General features: G+C 64.5%; 17 protein-coding genes, 1 pseudogene and 1 riboswitch. Of the genes and pseudogenes, 7 read left to right on the top strand and 11 right to left on the bottom strand.

Annotated elements, in window-relative coordinates; all coding sequences use genetic code 11:
• Positions 1 to 51: 51 nt before the first annotated feature.
• Positions 52 to 987 carry a FecR family protein gene (locus RRU_RS07480; RefSeq protein WP_237703845.1) on the top strand — a complete coding sequence of 312 codons (936 nt, stop codon included), beginning with the start codon at positions 52 to 54 and terminating at the stop codon, positions 985 to 987.
• A 135-nt stretch (positions 988 to 1122) separates the two neighbouring features.
• On the top strand, positions 1123 to 3609 hold the full coding sequence (locus tag RRU_RS07485) for a TonB-dependent siderophore receptor (RefSeq protein WP_014626173.1): 2487 nt from the start codon (positions 1123 to 1125) through the stop codon (positions 3607 to 3609).
• A gap of 96 nt (positions 3610 to 3705) precedes the next feature.
• Here the strand turns inward: RRU_RS07485 and RRU_RS07490 are convergent, their stop codons facing one another.
• The gene (locus RRU_RS07490) at positions 3706 to 4149 is read right to left on the bottom strand and encodes a MarR family winged helix-turn-helix transcriptional regulator (protein ID WP_011389195.1); all 444 of its coding nucleotides are present in this window, start codon (positions 4147 to 4149) and stop codon (positions 3706 to 3708) included.
• 71 nt (positions 4150 to 4220) lie between these two features.
• Between RRU_RS07490 and RRU_RS07495 the strand changes: the two genes are divergently transcribed.
• Positions 4221 to 4700 (top strand): lipoprotein, encoded by a 480-nt coding sequence (locus RRU_RS07495; RefSeq protein ID WP_011389196.1) that lies wholly within the window; start codon positions 4221 to 4223, stop codon positions 4698 to 4700.
• Here the strand turns inward: RRU_RS07495 and RRU_RS07500 are convergent.
• Positions 4695 to 5651 carry a class I SAM-dependent methyltransferase gene (locus RRU_RS07500; RefSeq protein WP_011389197.1) on the bottom strand — a complete coding sequence of 319 codons (957 nt, stop codon included), beginning with the start codon at positions 5649 to 5651 and terminating at the stop codon, positions 4695 to 4697. The genes RRU_RS07495 and RRU_RS07500 overlap by 6 nt on opposite strands.
• 230 nt (positions 5652 to 5881) lie before the next feature.
• A riboswitch (cobalamin riboswitch) is annotated at positions 5882 to 6078 on the top strand.
• Positions 6079 to 6171: 93 nt separating this feature from the next.
• Between RRU_RS07500 and RRU_RS07505 the strand changes: the two genes are divergently transcribed.
• The 3 genes from RRU_RS07505 to RRU_RS07515 all read left to right on the top strand — a co-directional run bounded on the left by RRU_RS07505 (position 6172) and on the right by RRU_RS07515 (position 9776).
• Positions 6172 to 8061: a ribonucleoside-diphosphate reductase subunit alpha gene (locus RRU_RS07505; RefSeq protein ID WP_011389198.1), complete on the top strand. Its 1890-nt coding sequence runs from the start codon at positions 6172 to 6174 to the stop codon at positions 8059 to 8061.
• Positions 8062 to 8072: 11 nt separating this feature from the next.
• The gene (locus tag RRU_RS07510; RefSeq protein ID WP_011389199.1) at positions 8073 to 9149 is read left to right on the top strand and encodes a ribonucleotide-diphosphate reductase subunit beta; all 1077 of its coding nucleotides are present in this window, start codon (positions 8073 to 8075) and stop codon (positions 9147 to 9149) included.
• Positions 9150 to 9278: 129 nt separating this feature from the next.
• Positions 9279 to 9776: a ferritin-like domain-containing protein gene (locus tag RRU_RS07515; protein ID WP_011389200.1), complete on the top strand. Its 498-nt coding sequence runs from the start codon at positions 9279 to 9281 to the stop codon at positions 9774 to 9776.
• Positions 9777 to 9913: 137 nt separating this feature from the next.
• Here the strand turns inward: RRU_RS07515 and arsA are convergent, their stop codons facing one another.
• The 5 genes and pseudogenes from arsA to RRU_RS20135 all read right to left on the bottom strand — a co-directional run.
• Positions 9914 to 11629, bottom strand: a complete 1716-nt coding sequence (arsA, locus tag RRU_RS07520; protein ID WP_011389201.1) for an arsenical pump-driving ATPase — start codon at positions 11627 to 11629, stop codon at positions 9914 to 9916.
• Positions 11630 to 11639: 10 nt separating this feature from the next.
• Complete coding sequence (arsD, locus tag RRU_RS07525; RefSeq protein ID WP_011389202.1) at positions 11640 to 12182, bottom strand: arsenite efflux transporter metallochaperone ArsD; 543 nt, start codon at positions 12180 to 12182, stop codon at positions 11640 to 11642.
• Positions 12179 to 13252 (bottom strand): ACR3 family arsenite efflux transporter, encoded by a 1074-nt coding sequence (arsB, locus tag RRU_RS07530; protein WP_014626176.1) that lies wholly within the window; start codon positions 13250 to 13252, stop codon positions 12179 to 12181. Before arsB ends, arsD begins: the two co-directional genes overlap by 4 nt.
• Before the next feature lie 111 nt (positions 13253 to 13363).
• The gene (locus RRU_RS20000) at positions 13364 to 13900 is read right to left on the bottom strand and encodes an arsenate reductase ArsC (RefSeq protein ID WP_207187434.1); all 537 of its coding nucleotides are present in this window, start codon (positions 13898 to 13900) and stop codon (positions 13364 to 13366) included.
• Between the two features lie 198 nt (positions 13901 to 14098).
• A pseudogene (locus RRU_RS20135) lies at positions 14099 to 14317 on the bottom strand (ArsR/SmtB family transcription factor); the annotation flags it as partial.
• Positions 14318 to 14612: 295 nt separating this feature from the next.
• Here RRU_RS20135 and RRU_RS07540 point away from each other — a divergent pair.
• The gene (locus RRU_RS07540; RefSeq protein ID WP_011389205.1) at positions 14613 to 14942 is read left to right on the top strand and encodes a DUF6916 family protein; all 330 of its coding nucleotides are present in this window, start codon (positions 14613 to 14615) and stop codon (positions 14940 to 14942) included.
• A gap of 82 nt (positions 14943 to 15024) precedes the next feature.
• Here the strand turns inward: RRU_RS07540 and RRU_RS07545 are convergent, their stop codons facing one another.
• From RRU_RS07545 to RRU_RS07560, 4 genes are read right to left on the bottom strand one after another with little or no spacing between them, the layout of a single operon-like run.
• Positions 15025 to 15657 carry a GNAT family N-acetyltransferase gene (locus RRU_RS07545; protein ID WP_011389206.1) on the bottom strand — a complete coding sequence of 211 codons (633 nt, stop codon included), beginning with the start codon at positions 15655 to 15657 and terminating at the stop codon, positions 15025 to 15027.
• Between the two features lie 9 nt (positions 15658 to 15666).
• The gene (locus RRU_RS07550; protein ID WP_011389207.1) at positions 15667 to 16230 is read right to left on the bottom strand and encodes a phage tail protein; all 564 of its coding nucleotides are present in this window, start codon (positions 16228 to 16230) and stop codon (positions 15667 to 15669) included.
• Between the two features lie 22 nt (positions 16231 to 16252).
• On the bottom strand, positions 16253 to 16789 hold the full coding sequence (locus RRU_RS07555) for a phage tail protein (protein ID WP_011389208.1): 537 nt from the start codon (positions 16787 to 16789) through the stop codon (positions 16253 to 16255).
• A gap of 29 nt (positions 16790 to 16818) precedes the next feature.
• Complete coding sequence (locus RRU_RS07560) at positions 16819 to 17361, bottom strand: phage tail protein (RefSeq protein WP_237703846.1); 543 nt, start codon at positions 17359 to 17361, stop codon at positions 16819 to 16821.
• Between the last annotated feature and the right edge of the window lie 237 nt (positions 17362 to 17598).

Here is a 17598-nt window from a genome sequence, read left to right on the forward strand (position 1 = left end):
ATGGCAGGCGAAGGTGGCGGGCCCGGAGACGGGGCCCTTCCGGAAAAATTTTTGAAGCAGGCGGCGATCTGGCATGCCCGCCTGCGTGAGGACGACCGCCACCGCAAGGCCTTCGCGCTGTGGCTTGGCGAGGATCCCCGCAAGGCCGAGGCCTTTCGCCAGACCGAGCGGCTGTGGGCGGCCCTTGAAGCGCCGACCGCCGCCCTGGCCACCGACGGCGCGGCCCTGATGGTCCGCCGCCAAAGGCGTCCGCCGATCATCTGGCGCCGCTCGGCCGGGCGACGGGTCGCTTTGGCGGTGGTCCTCGCCCTCGGGCTGGTCCTGGCCCCTCGCGGCCAAGGGCTGATCGATAGCCTGCGCGCCGATGACGTGACCGCCCCCGGGGAACGCCGATCCCTGGTGTTGGCCGACGGCAGCGTCGTCGCCCTGAATACCGACAGCGCCCTGGCCGTGGCGATGGGCGGCGATCACCGCCGGCTGAGGCTGTTTCGCGGCGAGGCGTGGTTCGAGGTCGCCCATGACGCGCGCCGACCCTTCGTCGTCGAAACCGGCGACGGCACGGTCACGGTGACGGGCACCCGCTTCAATCTGCGCATCGACGAGGCCGGCACCCGGGTCAGCCTGAGCGAGGGACGGGTCGAGCTGAGCCCCGCCCACGCCGCCGGCCAGGTCAAAATCCTGCGACCGGGCGAACAGGCGGTGGTGGGCAAAACCGCCGTGGGGGCGATCGACACCTTCGACGCCACGGCGGTGACCGGCTGGCGGCGCGGGCAGATCGTTTTCTATGACACGGCCTTGCGACAGGTGGTGGCCGAGCTTAACCGCTATCGCCGGGGCCCGATCCTTCTGGCACGACGGGATCTGGCCGATCTGCGGGTCAGCGGCGTGTTCGATGTCAGCGATCCCGAGGGGGTCTTGGCCGCCCTGACCGGCACCTTGCCCGTTCGCATGACCAAGGTGGGCGGGCTTTTGGTTGTGCTGCGCTGACCTTCGGCGATGAAACCCACCGGTTCCCCATAAAAATCATCGCGGGCGAGGGGGGATGATCGCCGCTGGCTTCGTCTCACCCGCAGATGCGATTGCGGAGCGGTCGCGATTTTGGCGTTTTTGGAACCGGGGACGATGATGGGGGACGTGGTGAACGGCAAGCTGACGATTGGCCGGTGGGGGCGGCGTTTGCTGATGGGCGTATCGGTACTCGCCCTGGGACAGACGGCGCTGATCGCCCGGGCCGAGGATGGACCGGCGGCGGGCGGGCCAACGGCTCAGGCGGGCGCGGTTTACGTTTTTGATATCGCGACAAAGCCGCTGCCCCGGGCCCTGGCCGATTTCTCGGCGGTGACCGGCCTTCAGGTGCTCTACAGCGGATCGGCCGCTTACAGCCATACCGCGCCGGCGCTCCAGGGGTCTTATGGGGCGCGACAGGCGCTGGGCCTGCTGCTGGCCGGCAGCGGTCTGGCGGCGCGCTTCACCTCGCCGACCTCGATCACCCTCGAGGCGATCAAGGACGCCGAGGACGCTTTGGTGGTCGATCCGATCGCCGTTGAAGGCGCCTTGCTGCGCGGCGGATTGCCCGGCACCGAGGGCACGGGGTCCTATGCGACCGGGGCGACCAACACGGCGACCAAGCTCACTCTCTCGCCGCGCGAAACCCCGCAATCGGTCAGCATCATGACCCGCCAGCGCATGGACGATCAGAACCTCAATGAAATGGCCGATGTTCTCGATGAAACGGTGGGGATGACCTTCAAGGAGGGCGGGCCGATCGGCTCGGATGCCAACGCCGTTTATTCCCGGGGCTTCGAGGTTCACAATTTCCAGGTCAACGGCGTCAGCCGCTCGACCAAATACGGCTTTGGCGACGATCTCTCCGATATGGCGATCTATGACCGGGTCGAGGTGGTGCGCGGCGCCACCGGGTTGATGAGCGGCGTTGGCGATCCGTCGGCCAGCGTCAATCTGGTGCGCAAGCGGCCGACCGATACCTTCCAAAGCGCGGCCGAGCTGCAGGCGGGAAGCTGGAACCGCTATCGGGCCGAAGGCGATGTCGCCAGCCCGCTGATCGAAAGCGGCCGCCTGCGCGGCCGGCTGGTCGCCGCCTATCAGCAAGGCGAGTCCTATATCGACCGCCTGGAGACGTCGAAAAAGGTTCTTTATGGGGTTATCGAAGCCGATTTGACCGAGGATACCTTACTGACCGCCGGGGTCCAGTATCAGCACCATCGCTCCGATCACGCCTCGCGCGCCGGCATCCCGATGTTTTATTCCGATGGCGGGCGGACGGATTTTTCCCGCTCCACCAGTTCGGCGGCCGATTGGGCCTATTTCGACAATACCCAACTCACCACCTTCGCCGCGCTCGAACAGCGTTTCGACAACGATTGGACGGTTACCCTCGATCTCGAACATGCCCGGCGGTCCTATGACGCGCTGATCGGTTACGGCATTCGCGGCACGCCCGACCGCGAGACCGGGGCGGGGATGGGCCTCTATGCCGGGCGTTGGGCCGCCAAACCGATCCAGAACTCGGTCGGCCTCACCGCCACCGGCCCCATTACCCTGTTTGGTCGCCAGCACGATCTGATGGCGGGCTTCAGCACCTATCACGCCAGCTACGAAGACCCGAGCTATCCTTTGTGGTCGATCCCCGGCTATGACACGTCGATCGGCAATTACTACACCTGGAACGGTGCGATCGCCGAACCCGTGCTTGAGGAAAACGGCAGCGAAAGTTTCCTGGAACGTCAGGTCGCGGGCTATATGGCGACCCGTTTGCGGCCAACGGATGATCTATCGATCATCCTCGGCGGCCGGCTGACTTCGTGGAGCCAGGAGACCGAGTCCCGCTACGCCGATGGCTCGTCGAGCTATTCCGAGCAGTCGGAAAACGGCAAAGTCACCCCCTATGCCGGAATCGTCTATGACCTGAGCGACATTTGGTCGGTCTATGCCAGCTACACCAGCATCTTCAAGCCGCAGAGCCTGCAAGACGCCGACGGTGGTTATCTGCAGCCCCTGGTCGGCGACGCCTATGAAGCCGGCATCAAGGCCGCGTTCTACGACGGCCGGTTGAACGCCAGTCTGGCGGTGTTCCGCATCAATCAGGACAACCTGGGGGTCGCCGATGGCGCGGCGCTGACGCCGAGCGGCGGTCAGGCCTATAAGGCGGCCAAAGGCACCACCAGCCAGGGCATCGAACTGGAACTGACCGGCGAGGTCTTGCCGGGTTGGCAGGTTGGCGGCGGCTATGCCCATGCCTCGCCGACCGATGTCAAAGGCAAGCGGCTGCTAACCGATATCCCGCGCGATACGGTCAAGGTGTTCTCGACCTATCGCTTGCCGGGGGCCTTCGATCGCCTGATGATCGGCGGCAATCTGCGTTGGCAGGGGGCGATCTATGCCAATAACGTTGGCCCCAACGGCGAACGCGCCACCCAGAAGGCCTTTTCGGTCGTCGATGTCCTGGCCAGCTACCGCCTCACCGAGGCGGTCACCGCCACCCTTAACGTCAATAACATCTTCGACGAAAAGTATTATTCCAGCATCGGCGCCATCGGCTATTACGGCGAACCGCGCAATGCGATGCTCAGCGTGAAGGCGAGCTTCTAATCGCCTCGGCCAAGCCCCGTTCGGGCCCCGGCGTAGGGGGCCAGGACGGGGCCGGCGCAGTTGCGGGCGCCCGCGACGAAGGTGGGTAAATCCCCCTCATTGTCCTCGGCCGCGCGGGTCGAGCCGCTCGATGATTTTCTCCAGCATCGTCAAGAAGGTGGCGCATTCGGCTTCGGTAAGCGAGGAGAGGGCGCGGGCGTTGATGTCGGCGGTGGCTTGACGCACGACCTCCAGCTTGCCCGACGCCAGCTCGCTCAGAGAGATGAGCGAGCTGCGGCGATCGGCGGGATCGGGGGTACGCTCGATCAGGCCGTCGCGCTCCATTCGGTTGAGAGTCGCCGCCATCGTCGGCTGCTCTACCGCCGCTAGCGCGGCCAGGGCCTTTTGCGACAAGGGCTTGCCAGGGCCAAGGGCGAAGAAAACCGGCAGATAGGCCGGAGCGATGCCATGCGGCTTCAAGCGCTGTTCGATCGCCAGAGCGAAGAGGCGGGCGGCCCAGTTCGTCATATAGCCGGCGGAGTGGAGACGGTTCAGCGACATATATAGCTTGCTATCTAGTTGTGGAAGGGTGATATATAGTACGCTATGTAACTTGAGGGAGTCACGCTGTCATGTCCCATCGTTCACCCCTTCACCGTCTCCATCCGCTCGCCGGTGGGCTCGGTCTCGTCACCATCGTCGTCTTTCAGCTTGCGACGGTGCTGGTGGAAGCCTTCGGCCTTCCGGCCGATATCGCCGCCGTCAAAGTCGCGATCCTGTGGAGCTTGCCGGTGTTGATACTCTTCCTGGCCGGCGCCGGCGCCTCGGGCGCCCGACTTTCCCAAGCCAATCAAGACATGAGCGCGCTCAAGGCCGCCCGGATGAAGGTGGTGGCCGGCAACGGCTTGCTGATCCTTGTGCCGGCGGCGTTTTTCCTGGCTTGGAAGGCTGAGGCCCAGGCGTTCGACTTTTGGTTTTATGCCGTGCAAGCGGTGGAACTTGGCGCCGGGGCCGTCAATCTCGTGCTTTTGGCTCGGAACATGCGAGATGGTCTCGCCCGAACCGGGCGGCGCCAGCGTGAGGCCATGACTCCCCCGGAGGCGCTGTCATGACCGCCCGGATGAGGTTTTAGGGAAAGCGGGGAAGGCCACGCCGATGCCGGCGCCCGGGTACCAATGGCCTTGCGGGTCTTCGCGGAAGAACAGGAAATTCCGGCCGGTGCGGCGGGAGAATTCAAGCAGGGCGTCGGTGGCGTGGGCGTTGTCGCCGAGGATAAGGGCGTTCTCGGCAAGCTTGGACTCGATCAGGTCGTATTCCTCGCTCTCGTAGCTGGCGGAATGGTCGCTGTCATTGATGAAGAGATCGATCTTCTCGTTGAAAGCCCACAAGGATTCAAGGCTGTCGCCATACAAGATAGTGCCGGCTTGCGCGTAGTCCCCACAAAACAGCATGCCGGCCTCCGGGTTGATATCGGTGCCGACATAGCGCCCCGCATGGCCCTCGGCCCGGTTGCGCAAGATCGCTGCGGCCAGGGTGAGGGAGCCGTGGCCCCGGGCCACCCCGGTCTCGACGACGATCTTCGGTTTCAGGGCGCGGACGATGGCATACCAGCCCATGCGCCGTCCGGGATGGAACCCGATGTCCATCGGCCCCTGGCGCCCCTGCATCACCGTGGCGAAATGGGCGCGCAGGGCGCCGTCGTCGTTGATTTCCTCGATGTAGGCCGAGATTTCGCTTTCCGGGTGCCCGGTGACCACAGAGACGAAATGGGCCAGATGGCGGCGATTCCGCTCGGTCAGTTGGTAGGTGTAGTTGTCGCCCTCGACGGATTTCGTCGCCCAGCGGAACAAATTGCCGATCTTCTGATCGTAATAGGATAAGGCGAAAGTGACGCGATGAACAAGCTGTCCGGCGGTAAAGGGTAGATACTTTTTGCCGTAGTCGTCATCGACGGCCTGGGCGCAGTCTTTCCTCAGTTTGTCCGATAGAATCTGCCAAACGATATCATGTTCATTTTCCACGCCCGGAATATCGTCCGCATCAAAATTCACCGGGTCCGTCATCGCTGGATCTTCTCCAAAAACAGGGCGGGTCTGTTCAACGTTTTTACCCCAAGGACCATTCTGTAGCAATATGGTTGTATCTTTGGTCGCCGCTGATCGCCTTTTCGGCTTTTCCTTTTTCCCGGCTGGTGGCTTCTTTCGACCGCTCCACCGCCGCCAAAGGACATGACGGACTCGCGCCATGAACCGGGCCGCACCGGCCGGGCTTGACTCGCTGCGCAACGATAATATAGCCTATGTTGTGTTACGGTTCCCCGGACACCACAATATCCGGGGCTAAGAGGGAAGCCGGTGCGATGCCGGCGCTGCCCCCGCAACTGTCAGCGGCGAGCCTTCATCCATTCATGCCACTGGGGAAATTCCCGGGAAGGCGGACGAAGGCGACGACCCGTGAGCCAGGAGACCTGCCGTGACCCTTGAAACGTCCGCGGGCGGGGTGTCCCGATGGGGCGCATGCCGGCTTGTGCCCGCATGGCGTCTCTCCCCTCCCACCTTTCATCATCCCTGAGGGGGATCGCCGATGTCGTCCGCGCCCGCTTTTGATTTCGACCGCCAGGGCAATCTGGTGGCGTCGCCTCCACGCCAGTCGCATCAGCCCACATCGCAAATCCGGCGGCGGCCGCACCCCCCCGAAACATCCGAAATCCGCCTTGAGCGCTCGCGCGACGACAAACTGAACGCCTTTGGCAAGGCGATGCTGGGTGACCGCTATTTGCTGCCGGGCGAAGGCATCCAGGACATGTTCGCCCGCGTTTCCTGCGCCTTCGCCGATAACGCCGCCCACGCCCAGCGCCTGTACGACGCCATGTCGAAGCTGTGGTTCATGCCGGCGACGCCGATCCTGTCCAACGGTGGCACCCAGCGCGGGCTGCCCATCTCGTGCTTCCTGAACACGGTTCCCGACAGCTTGGAGGGTATCGTCGCCATCTGGAACGAGAATGTGGATCTGGCCTCCAACGGCGGCGGTATCGGGACTTATTGGGGCGGCGTGCGTTCGATCGGCGAGGCGGTGAAGGGCAATGGCGCCACCTCCGGCATCATCCCATTCATTCGGGTGATGGACAGCCTGACGCTGGCCATTTCCCAAGGCTCGCTGCGGCGCGGCTCGGCGGCGGTGTATCTCGACATCCACCACCCCGAGATCGAGGAATTCCTGGAGATCCGCAAGGCCTCGGGCGATTTCAACCGCAAGAGCCTGAACCTGCACCACGCCATCAATATCACCGACGACTTCATGGAGGCGGTGCGCGACGATCGGCAATTCGCCCTGAAAAGCCCCAAGAGCGGCGAGGTGCTGCGCAGCGTCGGCGCCCGCCAGCTCTGGCAGAAAATCCTGGAAACCCGCTTGCAGACCGGCGAGCCGTATCTGCTGTTCACCGACACCGTCAACCGCGCCCTGCCCAAACACCAGCGCGACTTGGGCCTGCGGGTGTCGTCCTCCAATCTGTGCGCCGAGATCACCCTTCCGACGGGGCGCGACCATCGCGGCCAGGAGCGCACGGCCGTATGCTGCCTGTCGTCGCTCAACATCGAGACCTGGGACGAATGGGAGAACGCCCCCGGCTTCATCGAAGACGTGCTGCGCTTCCTTGACAACGTGCTGAGCCATTTCATCGAGACGGCGCCCGACGGCATGGAGCGCGCGGCCTATGCCGCCATGCGCGAGCGCTCGGTCGGCTTGGGCGTCATGGGGTTCCATTCCTTTTTGCAGGCCCGCGGCATCCCCTTCGAAAGCGCGCTTGCCAAGTCGTGGAACCTGCGCCTCTTCCGCAAGATCCGCCGCGACGCGGACGCCGCTTCGGTGGATCTGGCCGACGAGCGCGGCGCCTGCCCGGATGCCGCGGAGCGCGGCATGAAGGCCCGCTTCAGCGCCAAGCTGGCCATCGCGCCCACCGCCTCCATCAGCATCATCTGCGGCGGCACCAGCGCCTGCGTCGAACCGATTCCGGCCAACGTCTACACCCACAAAACCCTGTCTGGTTCGTTCTCGGTGCGCAACCCGCACCTTGCGCGCCGGCTCGCGGACAAGGGCCTCGATACCGCCGAGACGTGGCAATCCATCATCGAGCACGAAGGCTCGGTCCAACACCTGGAAGGCTTGAGCGACGACGAGAAGCTGGTGTTCCGCACCGCCTTCGAGATCGACCAGCGTTGGATCATCGATCTGGCCGCCGACCGCGCCCCCTTCATCTGCCAAAGCCAGTCCATCAACCTGTATCTGCCCGCCGACGCCGACAAATGGGACCTGCACATGTTGCACTGGACGGCATGGCGGCGCGGCCTGAAAAGCCTCTATTACTGCCGGTCCAAATCGGTGCAGCGCGCCGCCTTCGTCGGCAGGGAAAAGCCGAGCGGGGAAACGTCATCGGCCCCGCGCGCCGATTACGATGAATGCCTAGCCTGCCAATAGAGAGACCGGCCATGACCATCGCGCAGCTCAATCCCCTCGATCTGGTCAACAGCGGTCGCATCGGCCTGCTGCAAGGCTCGGGCGCCTACAACGTCGAACGCTATCCCTGGGCCTATGAGTTCTGGAAGAAGCAACAACAGGTCCACTGGATGGGCGAGGAGGTGCCGCTGGGCGAGGACCTCAAGGACTGGGCCTCCGATCGCGTTTCCGACCAGGAGCGCAACCTGCTGACCCAGATCTTTCGCTTTTTCACCCAGTCGGACGTGGAGGTCAGCGACAATTACCTCAAGCGCTATATGCCCATCTTCCAGCCGCTGGAAATCCAGATGATGATGGCCGCCTTCACCAACATGGAGACCATCCATATCGACGCCTATGCCCTGCTGCTAACCACGCTCGGCATGCCGCGGACCGAGTTTTCGGCCTTCCGCGACTATGCCGCCATGCGTGACAAGGCCGATTACATGCACACCTTCGGCGTCGGCACCATGGCCGACGTGTCGCGCACGCTGGCCATGTTCGGCGCCTTCACCGAAGGCATGGCGCTGTTCGCCAGCTTCGCCATGCTGCTGAACTTCCCCCGTCACAACAAGATGAAGGGCATGGGCCAGATCGTCACCTGGTCGGTGCGTGACGAATCCCTGCATTGCCAGGGTATCATCCGTCTGTTCCACGAATGGAACCGCGAAACCGGCGCGCTGACCAAGCCGGTGCGCGACGACATCCTGGACGTGGCGACAACCATGGTCGGACTGGAAGAGAAGTTCGTCGATCTCGCCTTCGAGCTGGGCGCGATCGAGGGCATGCGCGCCGAGGACATCAAATCCTACGTCCGCTACGTCGCCGACTGGCGGCTGACCCAGTTGAAACTGCCCATCCTTTATGGTCATTTCCGCGAAACCGAGGCGGGTTACGAACAACTCAGGCCCCACCCCTTGCCCTGGCTGGTGGAAATCCTCAACGGCGTCGAACACGCCAATTTCTTCGAACAGCGATCCACCGAATATTCCAAGGCGGCAACCCAAGGCGCCTGGGACGGTCCGGACGGCGTCTGGGCGGCGTTCGACCGCCTGCGCACCGCCCAATGACGGTCGCGAGAGGAAAATTCCCCCTGCGAAAGAACCTCGGAACGAAGCGGGCGTCGACTCGTTAGAGGGGCTGTCGGCCAAGCCGGCAAGGCCTTTAACAGTCTTTGCAAGATGAGAAGGACGCCTCCCATGGCTGAGAAGACCCTGGATAAGCTTTTCTATGACACCCTCAAGGATATTTATTATGCCGAGAGGAAGATCCTGAAGGCGTTGCCGAAGATGGCGCGGGGCGCCGATTCGGCGGAACTGCGGGCCGCCTTCGAAAAACACCATCAGGAAACCGAAGGGCAGATCGAACGCCTTCAAATGGCCTTCGAATTGTTCGGCAAGCGCGCCCAGGGCAAAACCTGCGACGCGATCGAAGGCATCCTGAGCGAGGGCGAGGAAATCCTTGACGCGTTCAAGGGCGAGCCGGCGGTCGATGCCGGTCTGATCGCCTCGGCCCAGGCGGTCGAGCATTACGAGATCGCCCGCTATGGCACGCTCAAGCGCTGGGCCGAGGTGCTCGGCATGCCCGAGATCGCCAAGCTTCTTGACCAGACGCTTCAAGAAGAGATCAAGACCGACGCCGATCTGACCAAGCTGGCCGATAAAGTCGCCAATTCGGCGGCCCTGAAGGCGGCCTGATCGCGCTGTGCCGCGTGATCGATGATCGATGAAAACACCGCCCCCGCGAAGCGCCGACAAGGCGCTTTCGGGGGCGGTGCCGTGACCGCCTTCCGCCTGCGGCCCGCTTAAAGCCGCCGGCGTGAAGTTTGGGGCGCTCAGGCGGCCCAGGGGATGAGGGCGGTGCGTTTGGCCAGCTCGGTCGCCACCCGGGCGATGAACGGCGCCTCATAGGCGCCGCGCTGGCGCAGCAGCCGATCCGTGGTGCCGCTGGCGAGCAGGCTTTGGGTGATCACCCAGGCGAAAGGCGTGATGCCGGCGCGCGCCAGATCGCGTTGTAAGCGTTCTGCCTCGTGAACCGGGGTGGCCTCGGCCAGGGTGACGATGATCGCCTTGGTGAACCCCGGGTCACGCAGGCGCGGCAGCAGGGCGCGCACCGCTTCGGGCATATCGGCCCGGGTGCGCAGAACCTCGCGGTGATAGGCTTCGGCGGCGTCGAGCAGCAAGATGGTATGGCCGGTCGGCGCCGTATCCAGAACCACGAAGTGGTCCTTGCCGCCATCGACCGTGCGGGCGAAGGCCTGGAAAACGGCGATTTCCTCGGTACAGGGCGAGCGCAGGTCCTCCTCGAGCATGGCGCGGCCGGCGGCATCAAGGTTTTTCCCCGCCTTTTCAAGCACCTCGGCGCGGTAGCCTGCGATTTCCACCTTGGGATCGATGCGGGCGATTGTCAGCCCCGGTACCGTGCCGTCAACGGCCTGGGCGACATGGGCGGCGGGGTCGGTGGTCGACAGCGTGACCCGGTGGCCCCGGCGGGCCAGGGCGATGGCCAGGGCGGCGGCGATGGTGGTCTTGCCCACGCCACCCTTGCCCATGGTCATCACCACCCCATGGCCGGCGGCGGCGATCTCGTCGATCAGGTCTTCCAGGCCGCCCGGCAGGGACGGGAAAGCGGCGGCGGGGGCGGGGCCGGCGGGCGTGGCCTCCGCCGCCGTGTCTGCGGCGATCTGGCGCAGGGCGGTGAGGCCGACGGTGCCCAGCGGCAGGAAGGGGGTCTGGCTGCGCGGCAGGGCGGCCAGGGCGGCGGGCATATCCGCCAGGGCCTCGAGCCCCCGCAAGGTCATGGCATCGGCGATGGCGTCTTCGCCCCGGGGCGCGGTGAACACCCCGTTCAGCGCCAGCCGTTGGTTGGTCACGCCCAGATCGGCCAATTCGCCCCGGGTGCGTTCGGCTTCGCGCAGGGCGGCGCCTTCGGCCCGGCTGACCAGAACCACCGTGGTCATTTTCGGATCGGCGAGATGGGCGACCGTCGCGCCATACAAGGCCTTTTGCGTCTCCAGCCCGGCCAGAGGGCCAAGGCAGGAGGCCCCGCCGGTCGCCGAGGCGATGAAATCCCCCCAGGCCGAAGGCAGGGTGAGCAGGCGCAGGGTATGGCCGGTGGGGGCGGTATCGAAGATCACGTGATCGAATGCGGCGGTGGCCGCGTCATCGCCCAGCAGCTTGGCGAAGGCGTCGAAGGCGGCGATCTCGACGGTGCAGGCGCCGGAGAACTGTTCTTCCATGCTGGCGATGGCGGCGGCGGGCAAGAGTCCCCGATAAGGGGCGACCATGCGTTCCCGATAGGCGAAGGCCGCCGCTTCCGGGTCGATGTTCAGCCCGTAAAGGCCGGGCGCGCCGGCGATCGCCGTTGGTTGGTCGCCCAAGGGCGTGCCCAGGACCTCGTCCAGATTGGAGGCCGGATCGGTGCTGACGATCAGCACCGTTTTGCCGGCTTCGGCCAAAGCCAGACCGCTGGCGCACGACAGCGAGGTTTTGCCAACGCCGCCCTTGCCGGTGAAAAAGATAAAGCGTGTGGGGGTTTCGGGAAGGGCCATCACGGCCTCCTTAGCAGCAGCCCGATCGGGGCGAGCAGCACGACCCGGCGGCGGCCGGCGCCGGGCTTGGCGACAGCGCCAGCTTGGCGGCCAATTGGCCGCGCGTCGGATAAATCCCCGTCGAGAGGATCTGGCCATCAAGGACAAGGATCGGCAGGCGGTCGATCCCGGCCTCCAGTTCCTTGACGATCGCCGGATTGGCGGCGAAGGCCTGGGGCTGCTGACCAAGGTTATAACGGGTGACGCTGACGCCCTGTTCGGCGACCCACAGCAAATCGGCGGCGAAAGCGACCAGGGCGGGGTCGACATCGGGGCCGCAAACACCGCTGGAACAGCACAGGGCGGGATCATAGACATCGAGTTTCATGATTTTCTCCTTTGTGGGGGATGTGATCGGCGCCCCTACGGGCGGTGTGATCCGCGCCCCTACGGGGCGACTCATCAGCACCGCCGAGGACGGGCAGAGCCCGTTCATCTGGGCGCTGGAGCGGATAACGGCGGGGGCGATCGGCTGGAAGCCGCAGCGGTTTCCCAGGGCGGTGATCCCGGTCATGCGGGCTTTCCTTCGTACCAGCCCTTGGAGGCATTGACGATTTTCACCACCGACAGCATCACCGGCACTTCGATCAGCACGCCGACCACGGTGGCCAGCGCCGCCCCGGACTGGAAGCCGAACAGGCTGATCGCGGCGGCGACGGCCAGTTCGAAGAAGTTGCTGGCGCCGATCAGCGCCGCCGGTCCGGCCACGCAATGGGCGACGCCCAGCTTCTTCGACAGCAGATAGGCAAGGCCGCTGTTGAAATAGACCTGGATGGTGATCGGCACCGCCAGCAGCGCGATGATCAGTGGTTGGGCGAGGATCTGTTCGCCCTGGAAGCCAAACAGCAGCACCAGCGTGGCGAGAAGAGCGCCCAAAGACAGCGGATGCAGGGTTTTGAGCACGCGCTCCACGGCCTGGGGACCGCGCGCAACCAGGGCGCGCCGCCAGATCTGGGCGATGATCACCGGCACCACGATATACAGCGCGACCGAGATCAGCAGGGTGTCCCAGGGAATGGTGATCGACGACAGGCCAAGCAGCAACCCGACGATGGGGGCGAAGGCGAAGACCATGATCAGGTCGTTCAGCGCCACCTGCGACAGGGTGAAATTGGGTTCGCCGCCGGTCAGGTTGGACCAGACGAAGACCATCGCCGTGCAGGGCGCGGCGGCCAGCAGGATCAACCCGGCGATATAGCTGTCGATCTGATCGGCGGGCAGCCAGGGCCGAAACAGCGTGCTGATGAACAACCAGCCGAGCAGGGCCATGGAAAACGGCTTGACCCCCCAGTTGATGAACAGGGTCACGCCCATGCCCTTCCAGTGCCGCCCGACGGTGCCCAGCGCGGCGAAGTCGATCTTCAGCAGCATCGGAATGATCATCAGCCAGATCAGCAGGGCGACGGGCAGATTGACCTGGGCGATTTCCAGCCCGGCGATGGCCTGAAAGGGGCCGGGCGCGACATGGCCCAAGGTCACCCCGACCACGATGCACAGCCCGACCCACAGGGTCAGGGTACGCTCGAAAAACCCCATCGGCTTGCCAGAGACCTTGGCGGCGGGGGGATCGCTGTGAACGGACATCATCTCTCTCCCGCCAGATCCCCTCCGCCGCGTCGGGGGCGACGGGCGGAAGGGGTCCGGCGATTTGCTCGCATCGAAAAAAGCGTCACCCGGGACCGGGGGACGCGGGGATCAGAGCACGCCGCTCTCGCGTGTTTCCCGGCTTTCCAGGGCGACCTTGCCGATTTCCTTGAGGCGGCGCTGCAAGGACAGGCGATCAAGCGAGGCGATCGGCAGGGCGGCGAAGATGCTGATGCGGGTGCGCAGCAAGCGCATCACCTCGCCGCAGAACGCCGCCTTTTCCGCCTCGCTCCCCACAAAGCCGGCGGGATCGGGCACGCCCCAATGGGCGGTCATCGGCTGTCCCGGCCAGATCGGGCACACCTCGCCGGCGGCGTTGTCACAAACCGTGAAAACGAAATCCAGGGTCGGGGCGCCGGGAGCGGCGAATTCATCCCAGGATTTCGAACGCAGGGTTTCGGTAGGGTGGTTGGTTTTTTTCAGCAGCGCCAGCACGGTCGGGTCGATTTGCCCCTTGGGGTGGCTGCCGGCGCTATAGGCGCGGAATTTGCCGGCGCCTTCCCGATTAAGGATGCTTTCGGCCAGGATGCTGCGCGCCGAATTGCCCGTGCACAGGAAAAGAACGTTGAAGGACGTCTCGGTCATCATGGGGGTTCCACAACAAGAGGGGGCGGGGGACGTCGGTCGGGTCAGATCAAGTGCGGCGCGGCCCTGGTCGCACAGAACCTGAAGGGGCAGGGCGTTGACCTTGCTCAGGATGCGGGCGTCTTCGGTCAAGGTCGGGTCGTCGGCCAAGGTCGCGCCGATCAGCCCGAGGAAGGCCGGGGCATAGGGGTTGAGCGCGCGGTCGGCCAAACGGTAATAGGCCCATTTGCCCTCGCGCCGCTGTTGCAAAAGCCCGGCGGCTTTGAGCAGGGAAAGGTGCTTGGATACGGTGGCGGCAGCGAGATCAAGCACCGCCGTGATCTGGCAGACGCAGAGCTCGCCGCTTTCCAGAAGCTTGAGGATCCGCACCCGGTTGGGATCGGCCACGGCCTTGGCGACGGTTTCAAAGGTCTCGAGCACGTCTCATCCCTATCAATTCGTTATTTGACGAAATGATAGGGATGAAATTCGCCGCTGACAAGGCTTTTTCACCGTCGCCGCTGTCAAAACGCCAAGGGCGGCGATGGTGAACAGGCGGACCGCACGGCGCTCGGTCATAACGACGCGGCGTCAGCGGCAAGTCAAAAGGGGGCGATTTTTCAGGGTGCCCGGGAAACGGGCTTGAAGCCATGACCATCCCCCCCGCATGATCTTTTGCCCTATCTTGCCAAGCCCGTCGGTTTTGTCTGTCGCCCTTTTTCAAGGTTTTGACGCCATGACACACCCGCCTTCCCACGCCCTTACCCTGGCCGACCTTGCGGCCGGGCATTTCGAACCCTTGGTTAATCAGGTGTTTCGCGTGCGCTGGCCCAAGACGAGCGAGGATCTTGTTCTGGAAAGCGTCAAGATCGGCCCCCAGGACGGATATCCGGGAAGCGCCCGCCAGCCGTTCTCGCTGATCTTCAACGGCACGACGCCGGGCCTGCTGTTGCATCAACACATCCATCCCCTCGACCATGACGATCTTGGGCGCCAGGAGGTGTTTTTGGTGCCGATCGGCCAGAACGCCGATGGCACCTTCCGCTATCAGGCCAGCTTCAATTAGAGACAATGCCCGTCGGGGCCTTCGAGCGGCGCGCGGGGCCCCCCTGGTCTCGCGCGCCGCATCAAAGCCGGCCGCTTTTTTTTTAAGTCGACCGCTCCAGGCGCGGTTTGGGGTCAAGCGGTCCATCGCGCCACCCCATCAGCAAGGCGCCGCTGGCGCCTTCAACGCCCATCGGCTGGAAGCCGAAGCGGGCATAAAGGCGCCGCGCCGGGTTGATCGGTTCGACATGCAGACTGACAGCGGCGTTGTGAAGGGCGGCGAGGCGCAGCAGGGCGGCCAGCACCAGCGAGCCGATGCCCTGATCGCGCAAGGCGGGCAAAAGCAGGAAATCGAAGACGCGGACTTCGGGAGGGAGTCCCCCCGCCAGCCGCCACTGCAGATAAAGCTTGCCGATCGGCCGGCCGCCCAGGGTGATCAGGGCGAAATCGCCATCGCCATAATAAGTGGCGTGGTGGAGGTATTGATAGCTGAACTGCTTTTCCAGGAAATCCCGCTTGGTCTCGCGGTCCCAGGTGTCGTTGAGCAGGCGCATTTCCACCGCCCGGCCAGCGGCGTAAAGCTGGCGGAGAAAGCCCAGATCGTCCGGTGTTTCGCCGCGCAGGGCCACGCCGCGCGCCGTCATGGCCTCCAAGGGCGGCAAGGGGAAGCGCAAGGGGCGGGCCGGCCGCTGGGGCATGGCGACGGCGGGCAGGCGAAAGGGCGCGGGCTGGGGCATCGCCAAAGCCTAATCCGGCTTGCTCGGCCAAGTTCCCGCCAGGCTGATGCAGTAATTCAGCACCAGATAGGGTTGGCGGTTTTCATGGGCGTCCCCGCCGCCGACGAAGGGCGCCAAGGCCCCCGGGGCCAGGGTGCCGTCCGGGGCTGTCTGGGTGAAGGTGGTCTGGGGCTTGGGGGGCGTCGCCTTCGTCGCGACGAAGCTGCAAAACGATAGCGGCGCGGTGGCATTGGGCCCGGCGGTGCGCAGGGTGCCGCTTGCCGAGGCGACGGTGATGCTATGGTTATGGGGCGGCGTCTGCGCCAGCGTCAGGGATACGCGATCGGTCCCGGCCTGCTGGGCATAGGGGCGCGGCGTAAGCCCCGGTCCGCTTCCAGCGCCGATCGGCACGCTGCCTTGCAGATTGGGCAGGCCGAAGGTGGTCCGTCCGTCGCCGCCGAAGGCTTGGCCAAGGACGACGGCTAGGGCTTGGTTCTGGGCGATGGCGACGGTCTGCCCCGCGCAAAAGGCCCAATCGACGGGGGCATAGTTGAAGCCGAAGATGCGGATTTCCCCGATAAACGAATCAGCCATCTGCCAAGGTCCTTGTGCTTTGTCACTGCTTGACGGGGAAAATTCCCTGGGAACACAAGATGAAAGTCAGGGCCAGGGAGGGCATGACATTGGCGTGGGCGAGGCCGCCTCCCTCGGTGGAGATCGCGGCTTCGGCCAATTGCAGCTTGGTCAGAGTCTGCCCTGGTTGATTGGTGACGAACTGGGTATAGCCCGCCGGGGCGGTCGCGGGCAGGGCGTTGATCGGGCTGTTCGCGGTTGCCGGATCGGAACAAGCGAACAGGGTGTGGTTATGGGCGGGCATTTCGGCGGCGGCCACCGTCACCGTCTCGGTCCCCACCGCCTGCCCCAGAACCCGCGGGGTCAATCCGGTCCCCTGGCCCTTGTGCAGGGGCACCCGGCCACGCAGATCGGGAACGCCGAAGGTGGCGACGCTATCGCCGCCAAACACCGTGCCCAGCACGGCGAAAAGCGCCTCGTTCTGCTTGATCGGCAAGAGGGATCCATCGCAGGCGACAAATTGCTGGGGTACCCAATTGCCGGCAAACAGGCGGATTTCCCCCAAGTAGGCATCGACCATGGTCGTCTCCTTAGGCTATGAGGGGTGGCTTAACCGCGGGTAGGGTAAATGCCGCGCAGCGCGATGCAGTAATTCAGCACCAGGGACGGCTGACTATTGGCATGGCCCTGACCGGCGCCGGCGACCGAGACACTGGCCGGATCAAGGCCAACCGTCGTTCCGCCGACGCAATAGGTGGTCAGCGTCCCGGCGGCATCGGCGAAATAGGCGTTGGCCGGATTGGGGATGGTTCCGGACGTGCTTGAGGCGCCGATGTCATGGCTGTGGCTGGGGACGGTCGCTTGGGTCAAGGCCACGGTTTCCGCTCCCCCCTTGTCGCCCGTGGCGTAATGTGTGCCAGGGGTGACGCCCGCCGGAAGCGGGGTTCCCCAGCTATCGGCCAGGGCGACCCGTCCGCGCAGGTCGGGAAGATTGAAAGTGGTTCTCGGGTCGCCGCCGAACTGGATGCCAAGCAGCGCATAAAGGGCCTGATTCTGGCCGATCGGCAAGGCCTGCCCATCGCATTGGGCCCAGCCGACAGGAGGATAGTCAAACCCGAACAGACGCAATTCGCCGATAAAGAAATCGCTCACGCCTTGGGCCCTTTCCATTCGAAGGAACCAGATCCCTTGCCGTCGTGCCTTGTGGGATTGCGAGGCTACGACAGAAAGTTTTTACTCCATTAGGTGGTGTAAAATCGAGAGAAAAGAGTCTTTTCGCGAGGAATCCTCCTCTCGAAAGGCCAGGGCGCCTTTGGAATTGCGCATGAGACGCATTTTCATTCATAGTCGCGTTTTCCCTCGCCGGGGGAGGGCGGTCGCCCGGCGAGC

This window comes from Rhodospirillum rubrum ATCC 11170, from assembly GCF_000013085.1.
In the GTDB taxonomy this organism is placed as follows: Bacteria; Pseudomonadota; Alphaproteobacteria; order Rhodospirillales; family Rhodospirillaceae; genus Rhodospirillum; species Rhodospirillum rubrum.

Excerpts from the sequence above, each read along its gene's own strand:
- RRU_RS07500 (WP_011389197.1), bottom strand. The coding sequence starts at position 5,651 with ATGACGGACCCGGTGAATTTTGATGCGGACGATATTCCGGGCGTGGAA.
- RRU_RS07495 (WP_011389196.1), top strand. The coding sequence starts at position 4,221 with ATGTCCCATCGTTCACCCCTTCACCGTCTCCATCCGCTCGCCGGTGGG.
- arsB (WP_014626176.1), bottom strand. The coding sequence starts at position 13,252 with ATGTCCGTTCACAGCGATCCCCCCGCCGCCAAGGTCTCTGGCAAGCCG.
- RRU_RS07550 (WP_011389207.1), bottom strand. The coding sequence starts at position 16,230 with ATGGCTGATTCGTTTATCGGGGAAATCCGCATCTTCGGCTTCAACTAT.
- RRU_RS07505 (WP_011389198.1), top strand. The coding sequence starts at position 6,172 with ATGTCGTCCGCGCCCGCTTTTGATTTCGACCGCCAGGGCAATCTGGTG.
- RRU_RS07490 (WP_011389195.1), bottom strand. The coding sequence starts at position 4,149 with ATGTCGCTGAACCGTCTCCACTCCGCCGGCTATATGACGAACTGGGCC.
- RRU_RS07485 (WP_014626173.1), top strand. The coding sequence starts at position 1,123 with ATGATGGGGGACGTGGTGAACGGCAAGCTGACGATTGGCCGGTGGGGG.
- arsD (WP_011389202.1), bottom strand. The coding sequence starts at position 12,182 with ATGACCGGGATCACCGCCCTGGGAAACCGCTGCGGCTTCCAGCCGATC.
- RRU_RS07555 (WP_011389208.1), bottom strand. The coding sequence starts at position 16,789 with ATGGTCGATGCCTACTTGGGGGAAATCCGCCTGTTTGCCGGCAATTGG.
- RRU_RS20000 (WP_207187434.1), bottom strand. The coding sequence starts at position 13,900 with ATGATGACCGAGACGTCCTTCAACGTTCTTTTCCTGTGCACGGGCAAT.
- RRU_RS07545 (WP_011389206.1), bottom strand. The coding sequence starts at position 15,657 with ATGCCCCAGCCCGCGCCCTTTCGCCTGCCCGCCGTCGCCATGCCCCAG.
- RRU_RS07510 (WP_011389199.1), top strand. The coding sequence starts at position 8,073 with ATGACCATCGCGCAGCTCAATCCCCTCGATCTGGTCAACAGCGGTCGC.
- RRU_RS07540 (WP_011389205.1), top strand. The coding sequence starts at position 14,613 with ATGACACACCCGCCTTCCCACGCCCTTACCCTGGCCGACCTTGCGGCC.
- arsA (WP_011389201.1), bottom strand. The coding sequence starts at position 11,629 with ATGGCCCTTCCCGAAACCCCCACACGCTTTATCTTTTTCACCGGCAAG.
- RRU_RS07515 (WP_011389200.1), top strand. The coding sequence starts at position 9,279 with ATGGCTGAGAAGACCCTGGATAAGCTTTTCTATGACACCCTCAAGGAT.